The following is a 9,612-nucleotide window of genomic DNA, read 5'->3' as shown; positions in this document are numbered from 1 at the left end:
GCTCAGAAACGATAAATCGTCTCTACCGTGCTGGAATGAATGATTATATTGTTAAACCTGCTGATAAAGATAAATTATTAAATAAAGTGGCCGATTGGTTATAGGATACAAGGTTTCCCCCTGTATCCTATATCCTTCCTCTTTTAAGCTGCAGCGGTGTTGGCTGCATTCATTCACCCCAATCACATAGTCTGCCTATGCTCATGGGGATGAACTCACTTGCCGCCTACCTGCAACTCCAAGTTGTTTGGGTATAATTCTCTTTCCTTGAATCGATCTTTAATTATTTAAAATAGAGTTGCTTATTGTGTATCGCAGACTCACAGACTGAGAGAATTTTTTGAATGTCAGAGTCTTTTAGTGAGCTGTTTAACGATAATCGAATAATGTTTTTATTTTTTGCCGTGGCAGGGCGACAAAAGACTGCGCCAAATACGCCATTATTCTCTAGAAAATCACGAACATTTTCGGTATTACGTTCATCGCCTGTTTCTAAAGCAATAATTTGCGATTGACTACGAATCGTAAAACCAAGTTCAAGTAAGCCATGACGTAACTGCTCACTGTGACGAAAAAGTTGTTTTCTTCTTTCATCCGCCGATTGGATTACCGATAACGTAGCACTGAGCGCTGCGACTTCATAAGGCAGAATTGTCGAGCTAAAGATCGCGGGATAACCGACAAAAGGTAAACAGCGATCAACATGGTTATTCGCCCAGATAGCGCCAGCTCGATAAGCAAAGCTTTTCGCTAAACTCACCGTCATAAAATCAACCTGTGATGATAAACCAAGTTCAGCGAGCAAACCGGCACCTTTAGGACCATGAGTTCCGAGTGAATGGGACTCATCAACTAAAATAGCGCAACCATACTGTTTAGCTATCGCAACTAAATCTGCTAATGGGGCGACAGTACCAATTGTACTATAGATAGAATCGACCACGATCAATCCGGGTCCATGACGTTTAATGAGCTTCACTAAATGATCACAGTGATTATGCATAAAAGGGTGCAGATGAGCATTGGCATAGCGAGCTCCCTCCCAAAGTGACATATGAGCAAAAAAGTCGATATAGACGTTGGTATCGGCTGAGCAGATCGTTTGTAATAGTGCGGTATTCGCATTCCAGCCAGACTGCGAAAGTAGACACGTATCAAATTGAGCAAATTGGGCAAGCTGTTGCTCAAGATCAGGTTTGTCAGCCTCATCTTGTAAAAAGATCGCCGACATAAACACACTATCGGTACTATCATCGATGGCTTGTTTTAAGTGAGCCTTAATGAGCGGATGATGAGATAAACTAAGGTAATCATTACTCTGTAAAATAATATCATTAGTGCTCGGACGCTTGCCTAGAACCAAATGTTTGCCATTATTATTACTATCAATAAGGTCGTTAATAAATAAATCTAATCGTTGTTGAATAAATTCAGGTAGTTGTTTTTTTGAGGTGCCATATTTCATGGTTAATATCCTTTGTTGAAAGTAAGCGCCAGCTGACAAAGGATATATTGTCGTATAAAAAAATAATGTCATTAATGAAATATTATTATTTTGCTCGTGTTAGCAAACTCAATTATAGTGCCTTTATTATGTGTTGTTGATCCGTAGGCTCAGAGAGCCTAATTAATGTGTAATAAATATAATAGCTCAAATTATTGCTTACTATTTATATACCCAAACCACTTGGAGTTGCAGGAAGGCAGCAAGTGAGTGAGTCCCCATGAGCATAGACAGGCTACGTGATTGAGGTGAACGAACGTAGCCAACACCGCTGCATTCAAGTAGAAAAGGGGTAGCTGCTGTAGGTTTGTCTACTCCGTATACCAAATGATAGTGAGAGATATCCTCGCTCTCACCAACTATCAATCTACGGTGGTGAGCATTTACACCAGACAAATTTATCACTGGCGCTGCACATTGCTAAAAATCAAAGTAGTTTCGATATACAGTCAAATCAGCAATAAAAAATACCGCCGAAAAGGGATATCTTCAGCGGTATATCAAGCATAGTAATTTAATGTTATTAGTCTCGAATAAAAGTGACTCGCTTTAGGCCAACTGAATTAAACGTTTAATTAATCGATCAATGCCGAGTGCTGCTTGTGATAGATTTTCGGCCAACATATAAGCTGGAGTCGAGAGAACGTTATGACGTTGATCGTAAACATAATCATCAACGGGACAATTCACGTGTTCTCCGCCCATTTGATTAAATGCATTGGCCGTTTGTTGGTCATGGCCAATGGTGCCTTCTACTCCGGTTGGATAAATAAGCGGGATGAGTGCAGGAGAGATGCATAAATAACCGGCGGGTTTACCACTTTGAGCAAAGGCATGGCAGACCTTAGCGACTTGCTCATTGAGCGTGCAGTTGGCTCCTTTGGTTGCAAAATCGCTGAGGTTTTTGGCGACGCCGAATCCACCTGGGAGCAGTAATGCATCAAAATTTTGAACATTGAGCTCCGCAATGTCTTGTACTTTACCACGAGTCAATCTTGCTGATTCAACCAGTACGTTCCGAGTTTCAGACATGATCTCACCAGTGAGATGGTTAACTACTTGCGTTTGCTCAACATTCGGTGCAAAACAGGCCCATTGCGCACCTTGTTTTTCAATCGCATAAAGGGCAAGTACCGACTCATGAATTTCAGCGCCATCGAAAACCCCGCATCCACTTAATATTACAGCAATCTTTTTCATTACTCTGCTCCTTAATCAGTTAACGGATCTAATATGAGATTAACATCTTATTAAAAACAATCTACACTTGCTCAGCAAATTTGAGGAGTAAATGATGAAGTACGATTGGATTTTGTTTGATGCGGATGAAACCTTATTCCATTTTGATTCTTTTAAAGGAATGCAGTTGATGTTCTCCCGTAAAGGCGTGGATTTCACTGAGCAAGATTTTATGGAATATCAAGAGGTTAATAAGCCTTTATGGGTGGACTACCAAAATGGTGACATTACGGCAGAACAGCTAAAGCACACGCGATTCGAACTCTGGGCAACAAAATTGGATACCACGCCGGCTGAATTAAATAGCGCATTTTTGACCGCGATGGCGGACATCTGTACTTTGTTACCAGGGGCCCGAGAATTATTGGAGGCATTACGTGGTAAAGCAAAGCTTGGCATCATCACGAATGGATTTACCGAGCTACAAGATGTTCGATTAACCAAAACCGGCATGAAGCACTATTTCGAGCATATCGTGATTTCAGAACAGATTGGTATAGCTAAACCGGATGCGGGTATTTTTGCCTATGCCATGGAAATGATGGGCCACCCAGCTAAGGAAAAAGTATTAATGGTGGGGGATAATCCACACTCTGATATTTTAGGTGGATTGAACTTTGGACTTGAGACATGCTGGTTGAATACTCATCAACATCCAAAACCAAGTGGTATCGACGCGCACTATGAAGTGGCTTCATTACACGAATTAAAAACGATTTTGCTGGCTTAATTGGGGTAGGTAAAACCTGATGCAAAGTTAGCCTTTGCATCAGGTCAAAGCGTTTAGCGGTTATATTCGCCGTTGCGCTCAGGTTGATCGATAATATCGATGATTTCGATGGTCCGCTCAACGCCATTTGGCATTGGCCAAGTCAGTTGTTGGCCTTTAGAAAGTCCAAGTAGTGCGCTACCAACGGGAGCAAAGATTGAAATATCATCGTTACTCTTAACGTCATGAGGGTACACCAAGGTTTTTTGCATCACATCGTCACTGCCTTGAAACTTAAATTTCACAGTAGAATTCATGGTGACGACATCCGCCGGAATCTCTTCAGGCGCTAACACGGTGGCTCTGTCGAGTTCATTTTCTAGACGTTCTAATTCTTTAGACAACTTAGGTAGTTTGTCCATCAGTGCGCTAATTCGATCCATATCCAGAGTGGACACGATAATCGCGTTATTATTGTTTGGCATTTTATTTTCTCCAAAAAGAAATACCGCCCTGAACGTATCAGGGCGGCATAGAAACTGATTTAATGGTACCGCTTGGCACCTATTGTGTTATAGAACATAAACCGAATGGAGAGAAAATACAATCTATATGCCCATAGTTTTACATTTTTGCGCTACTATCGACATGTCAGGTATGGTTAGACTCTACATTTAGCGCGGTCGATATGCATATCAGCACTATCATTTCAATCAAGGACTATCGTGCAGTATTTAGCGATTAAAGACATTATCATCGAACAGATAAGCTCTGGTCAGTTATCCGCCAGACAAAAACTGCCTTCGGAACGTAAGCTGGCTGAATCATTCTCAACCACAAGGGTAACGTTGCGTGAGGCACTCTCTTTACTTGAGGCCGAAGGGCGGATTTATCGAGAAGATCGCCGTGGTTGGTTTATTTCTCCTTCGCCACTGCGTTATGACCCAACGCAAAATCTAACGTTTGAACAATTGGCAAAAACTCAGCAACGTGTTCCAACGGTTCAATTGCTCACGGCTAAAAGTAGTTTAGCCAATCCGCAGGCCAGTCGTTTATTGCAGCTCAAGCCTTTTTCAGAAGTCTATCATCTTGAGCGTGTCCGTTGCTTAGAGCAGAGACCAGTTGCTTTTGTGACCAATTATCTAAGCCCAGAGCGTTTTCCGAATTTACTGACTTTAGAGTTAAGCCAATCACTGACCTTGCTTTATCAGCAACACTTTTTTACCGAGTGTGCAACGATACGCTATCGTATTACCAGTCGATCTCTCTTGGGGGAGATGGCACAAGCGTTGCGTACAACGCAAGGAACGCCAGCGATGGTTATTGAGCGAGTGAGGTATGATGCACAAGGTGGATTAATCGATACGGAGATAAGTTATTGGCGTCACGATGCCATTGTGATTGAATCTTTGTTGACGATGCAGGAACCATGCTACGACGATTAAAAATGATAAAACGCGACGGGATATAAGTAGAGTATCAAGCCGCGTTTTAATTAAGCCTAAACCAATGATAGGCAGAAGTCAGTTAGCCTCAACTATTGGCTTCTGCGTCTTCTCGTTTTAGCACTTTATGTCCATCTTCCGTCACGCCATTTTTCCAATAGCTGCTGATGTATATATGATCGCGTTCCACTTGCTTGTCATTGCGAAAATATTGACGAAGTTCACGCATTGATTCAAATTCACAAGCACACCAAACGGTGCAAAGTCCCGCCAACCAAGGTTGAGCTTTTACCGTCTGAGTTAATGTCTCCCCCTGATCAGTATGAGCCCAGATGATGTTGACTCCTGGTGGAGCAACTAAAGGTTGTTGATCGTCAGGATGAGAAATTTCAATTACGGCATAGCCTTGAGTTTTTGGGTCTAAGCTCGTTAGTGTTGTTGCTAGAGCAGGAAGTGCTGTCATATCAGCAGCTAGACAGACCCAGTCGGCTGCCCAATTCGGGCCCTGGCTTTTACCTGGTCCGGCGATGAATACTTCATCTCCCACTTTTGCGTTTTCTGCCCAGCGAGCGGCAAAGCCACAGGATAGATCCTCGGTAATATGTCGGACGAAATCGACCGTCATTTGATTGCTATGAGGGTTGAATTCACGAATCGTATAAGTGCGTAAAATCGGTCGCTCGGTTGGGGTTAAACGCGAGAGGTCAGGATCACCTTGTGGGGTAAAAACCAATTTAAAGTAGCCGCCAACACTTTGTTCACCAAAATGGGCAATCGTGTCGCCTTGTAGCGTAATACGTTGAATGTTCGGAGAAAGACGCTTGGTCTCGGTGACTGTAACCCGATAGAAGTCACGTTGTTTTTCTTGAGTTGCCATATTTATTCATCAAAGTAGGGAATCATTTTCTCTATTACCTTAGCGGTAAATGAATCATTCGGCAATGATAATCGTTGTCGTTTCTATCTATTCAGAAAAACACAGAGCGAGTCTCACGCCGCGTTAAGGATCATGATAAAATCGGTCATTAAGAAATAATAAGGTAGTTTATGAAACATTTACACACCGCGACGCATCCCGAGGTGACGGAACTCAGTCAACACACTATTGTCCAACGCCAAGCTGCACGAGCGATCGTTATCGATGGCGATGATATTTTGCTGCTCTATACTGAGCGTTATCATGATTACACCTTACCTGGTGGGGGCATTGATGAGCATGAAGATATTATTCAAGGTTTAGTCCGTGAGCTCGAAGAGGAGACGGGTGCTAACAATATTCACCATATTCAACCTTATGGTATTTATGAAGAATTTCGTCCTTGGTATCGAGATGATGCGGATGTGATGCATATGATCTCCTACTGTTATACTTGTAAAGCTGATCGTCAGTTAGGTGATACTCGTTTTGAAGATTATGAAATAAAAAATGGCATGCGGCCGATGTGGGTGAATATCCATCAAGCGATTGCTCATAATGAGCAGACAATTGCCAGCAGTGATAAAAAAGGCATGAGCATTGAAAGAGAAACCTTTTTATTACGTTTAATTGCTAAAGAAATGGCGATGAAGCCCTAAAATAAGTCATGATACCGCCTAATCGACAGTCTTGTTGGCTAAGATAGGTATGACAAGCCCTGTTTCTGGTCTTGTCTGTGAGTGTATTCGGTATACACTAGCGCGAAATATTGAATGAGAAATGATCATGAGTCAGAGTGTTGACGACCAGCAAGAAGTAGAAATTGAAGCGATTGGCGTAGAAGTCGATAATCAGCCGATTGAATTATACAAAGTACTCAAATTAGCGAATGCAGTGAGCGGTGGTGGAGAAGCGAAGCATGTCATCGCTGAAGGCTACGTTGCGGTGAATGGCGAACTAGAAGCGCGCAAACGTCGTAAATTGTACGATGGTGATTTGATTGAGTTCAATCAAGAATATTATCTGGTGATCTGTGATGCGCCAGTGACGGAAACGATTGAACGTCCATTAAGTGCAGAAAAAGCGCCAACTAAGAAAAAAGCCACGCCTTCGGCACCTAAAGCTAAAAATACGCAATCTAAGCTCACTCAGAGCTCAAACCGTCAAACTGACCAAAAGAAAGCAAAAAATAAGATTAAGAATAAGACAAGCAAAAAAAGTGTCGATACATCAGTCGTTGATGATCAACTTGATAACGAAAGTGGACGCAGTCGAATCCGCTTTTTTTAGTGTGATATAGCAAGGGAGCCAATGACTCCCTTGCGTTATTTATCGCCAATCATCGTCAATAAACGTTCTTCCTTCGAGTGCATAAGGGTCTTCATCGAAAGGATGCTCCATTTTCCCTCGAAGTTGCTCTAACTGTTTTTCAAGGTGGTTGACCGTTTGGAAATCACCTTCTGAACACGCAACATAAATTTGTTGCTCTAAAGCATCAATGTTATCTCTAATGTTCATCTCACACCTCCGGTTGTTTACGTGAGTTGGGAGTTACTGGCTATTCATGGTTAGTATATACCCTGTTTTGGGAATGTGCAGAGATGGCAACATTCATTATCTGAGGTATAAGTAAAAATGAAAGGCACTGTTATTGATTTCAATCAGTTCGACCACACTGGGCTTATTTCCGGTGAGGACGGTAATCGATATCCACTGACAATATACGAGTGGAAAGGCGAACAAGGACCAAAAATTGGTCTTACTGTTGATTTTTTTGTTCAGGATGGTCAAGCCACAGCGATTTATCCATTACCGAGTAGTAAATCATCGAAGAAAATTGTGGCCGCTTTACTGGCGTTTTTCTTCGGCTCGCTAGGGGTACATAAGTTTTACTTAGGGTATATCAAACAGGGGTTGATCATGTTGTTTGCCTTTCTGTTAGGCTTTTTGTTACTTGGTATCCCTTCAGCGATCATTGGGATTATCGCTTTTGTTGAGTTTCTTATTTATGTGACGAGGTCCGATGAAGAGTTCGAGCAGACCTATATTCTGAGTCGTAAACCTTGGTTTTAGAGTGTCCGAGTATATAAAAACGCGCTGCCTTTTTAGAGCAGCGCGTTTTTTTAGGGGAAAATGTTGAGCCGCAAGATTAAGCGGTTTTCAACTCTAATACTTCGGGGCGAGTAATGGGTTTGGTTACTAAAGCCAGCAAAATACACAGTGCCATCATCGCGGCTGAGATACTGTAAGCCAGCTGATAACCGCCACCATGGGTCATCGAGTAGCCGACCACGGCTGCGCCAATTGCGCCACCAATACCCCATGAGGTATAAAGAACGCCATAGTTGGTGCCGTAATTTTTCAAGCCATAAAATTCAGCAGTGATCGATGGGAAGACAGCAAGTAACGTACCGTAACCGACAGCGGCGATGGCAGTACCGATGATCAGTGTCCATTCAGAGTCAAATTGAGCAAACAACATCATATTGGCTCCTTGCAGTAAAAAGGCGATCAGTAGAGTTTTTACGCCGCCGATTTTGTCGGACAATACACCTGCAGCAATGCGCCCACCTGAGTTGAAAATCGCTAAAATAGAGGCAAGATAAACGGCATTAGGTAAGCTTGCTTGTACGCTGGCGATATTGGTTATATTACCAATAATCATTAAGCCGACCGATGCGGCTAAGGCATACATGACCCATAAGGCGTAAAACTGTGGAGTTCTTAGCATGGCTCGCCATGTCATATCATTATTGATAGAAACTTTTTTCGCTTGCTGACCAGCTTTTAATGTTGGTTCAGCGGGCACATAATCACTTGGCGGATTATTGATGGTGCATGCTAACGGTACTGCAATGACCAGTACACCAATACCCAGTAAAATAAAGCTAGTTTGAATACCATAATGAGTGATCAGTGCTGAGGTTAAAGGAGCAAGATAAATAGCGGCTAAGCCAAATCCAGCAGCAATTAATCCATTAACCATCCCTTTCTTTGAAGGATGAAACCACTTCATGGCCGATGGTGATAGACAAGCATAACCAAAGCCAATGCCGGCACCAGTGATGATCCCAAAAGTGATATTGAGCATAGCAACCGATGAAACAAATCCGGAGGCAATCATGCCTAATCCGGTTAACGAGGTACCAAGAATAAGAATATTACGGGGTCCCATCTTATCTTGTAAGACACCAGCGATCAGCAATGAAACCGAGAAAGCGATAGTGGCAAGTGCATAAGGGGACGAAGCATCGGCTGCACTCCAGCCAAAATCATTGACGAGCGCTTTATTAAATACGCTCCAAGCATATAGGATGCCAAGACAAAGGTTGATACAAAAACCAGCTAGAAGAATACGTAGCGCTTTATCAATCTTGCTCATTAGTTGGGATACTCAAAGGTCAGTTCAGGAAAATGCCAACGGCATTAGTTAAAAATTAGTTTGCAATTATCAACACAAATCACAAAGCGCGCGGATTATAACCAATATCGGTGTGATTGGAATCACTTTTCACATTCGATTGAAGAAAATAATTGATAGTGGTTTAGTAGAAGCATGAACTATTTCTGTGGATGATGGAATAGGGCTGATTAGGCGAACAAAATTGACATTTCGGGAGAAAAAATGCCTCTCATTTGACCTGACAAGATTAAAACTTAACCCATTGAAATCAATTTGTTTATTTTACAAGCAAACAAACTGAAATTCTAAAAAAAGGCTTTTCTTTTCTTATAACTGTGGCAATATACACCCCGTAAGCAAGCCAGACCAAACAAAGCGTGCGTCGTATAATGGCTA

11 protein-coding genes are annotated in these 9,612 nt (G+C 42.2%); 5 read left to right on the top strand and 6 right to left on the bottom strand.

What is annotated here, in order from left to right; all coding sequences use genetic code 11:
- Positions 1-283: 283 nt before the first annotated feature.
- Both cqsA and elbB read right to left on the bottom strand, forming a co-directional pair.
- Complete coding sequence (gene cqsA / locus CAG60_RS03160) at positions 284-1,465, bottom strand: alpha-hydroxyketone-type quorum-sensing autoinducer synthase (RefSeq protein ID WP_004396503.1); 1,182 nt, start codon at positions 1,463-1,465, stop codon at positions 284-286.
- A 588-nt stretch (positions 1,466-2,053) separates the two neighbouring features.
- Positions 2,054-2,704, bottom strand: coding sequence for an isoprenoid biosynthesis glyoxalase ElbB (gene elbB, locus CAG60_RS03155; protein WP_161438270.1), 651 nt, complete (start codon positions 2,702-2,704; stop codon positions 2,054-2,056).
- A 94-nt stretch (positions 2,705-2,798) separates the two neighbouring features.
- Between elbB and yjjG the strand changes: the two genes are divergently transcribed.
- Positions 2,799-3,473 (top strand): pyrimidine 5'-nucleotidase, encoded by a 675-nt coding sequence (gene yjjG, locus CAG60_RS03150; protein WP_004396500.1) that lies wholly within the window; start codon positions 2,799-2,801, stop codon positions 3,471-3,473.
- Positions 3,474-3,526: 53 nt separating this feature from the next.
- Here yjjG and rnk read toward each other — a convergent pair whose 3' ends face one another.
- The gene (rnk, locus tag CAG60_RS03145) at positions 3,527-3,937 is read right to left on the bottom strand and encodes a nucleoside diphosphate kinase regulator (protein ID WP_161438269.1); all 411 of its coding nucleotides are present in this window, start codon (positions 3,935-3,937) and stop codon (positions 3,527-3,529) included.
- Positions 3,938-4,177: 240 nt separating this feature from the next.
- Here rnk and phnR point away from each other — a divergent pair, with 240 nt between their 5' ends.
- Complete coding sequence (gene phnR / locus CAG60_RS03140) at positions 4,178-4,897, top strand: phosphonate utilization transcriptional regulator PhnR (protein WP_161438268.1); 720 nt, start codon at positions 4,178-4,180, stop codon at positions 4,895-4,897.
- Between the two features lie 88 nt (positions 4,898-4,985).
- Here phnR and CAG60_RS03135 read toward each other — a convergent pair whose 3' ends face one another.
- Positions 4,986-5,774 (bottom strand): siderophore-interacting protein, encoded by a 789-nt coding sequence (locus CAG60_RS03135; protein WP_161438267.1) that lies wholly within the window; start codon positions 5,772-5,774, stop codon positions 4,986-4,988.
- Between the two features lie 170 nt (positions 5,775-5,944).
- On the opposite strand from CAG60_RS03135, the gene CAG60_RS03130 reads away from it, so the two are divergent.
- Positions 5,945-6,472, top strand: a complete 528-nt coding sequence (locus tag CAG60_RS03130) for an NUDIX hydrolase (protein WP_161438266.1) — start codon at positions 5,945-5,947, stop codon at positions 6,470-6,472.
- A gap of 127 nt (positions 6,473-6,599) precedes the next feature.
- Positions 6,600-7,103, top strand: a complete 504-nt coding sequence (locus CAG60_RS03125) for an RNA-binding S4 domain-containing protein (RefSeq protein WP_004396489.1) — start codon at positions 6,600-6,602, stop codon at positions 7,101-7,103.
- Positions 7,104-7,142: 39 nt separating this feature from the next.
- Here CAG60_RS03125 and CAG60_RS03120 read toward each other — a convergent pair whose 3' ends face one another.
- Positions 7,143-7,331: a hypothetical protein gene (locus CAG60_RS03120; protein WP_004396488.1), complete on the bottom strand. Its 189-nt coding sequence runs from the start codon at positions 7,329-7,331 to the stop codon at positions 7,143-7,145.
- A gap of 117 nt (positions 7,332-7,448) precedes the next feature.
- Between CAG60_RS03120 and CAG60_RS03115 the strand changes: the two genes are divergently transcribed.
- Entirely contained in the window at positions 7,449-7,886 is a 438-nt protein-coding gene (locus CAG60_RS03115; RefSeq protein WP_154171112.1) for a TM2 domain-containing protein, read from the top strand.
- 76 nt (positions 7,887-7,962) lie between these two features.
- On the opposite strand, the gene CAG60_RS03110 is transcribed toward CAG60_RS03115, so the two are convergent.
- Positions 7,963-9,195 carry an L-lactate MFS transporter gene (locus CAG60_RS03110; protein ID WP_158145042.1) on the bottom strand — a complete coding sequence of 411 codons (1,233 nt, stop codon included), beginning with the start codon at positions 9,193-9,195 and terminating at the stop codon, positions 7,963-7,965.
- Between the last annotated feature and the right edge of the window lie 417 nt (positions 9,196-9,612).

The organism is Vibrio sp. V33_P6A3T137 (assembly GCF_009904835.1).
In the GTDB taxonomy this organism is placed as follows: Bacteria; Pseudomonadota; Gammaproteobacteria; order Enterobacterales; family Vibrionaceae; genus Vibrio; species Vibrio metschnikovii.
The sequence above is the reverse complement of the archived record's forward strand: the minus strand, read 5'-3'. Positions and strand labels throughout refer to the sequence as shown.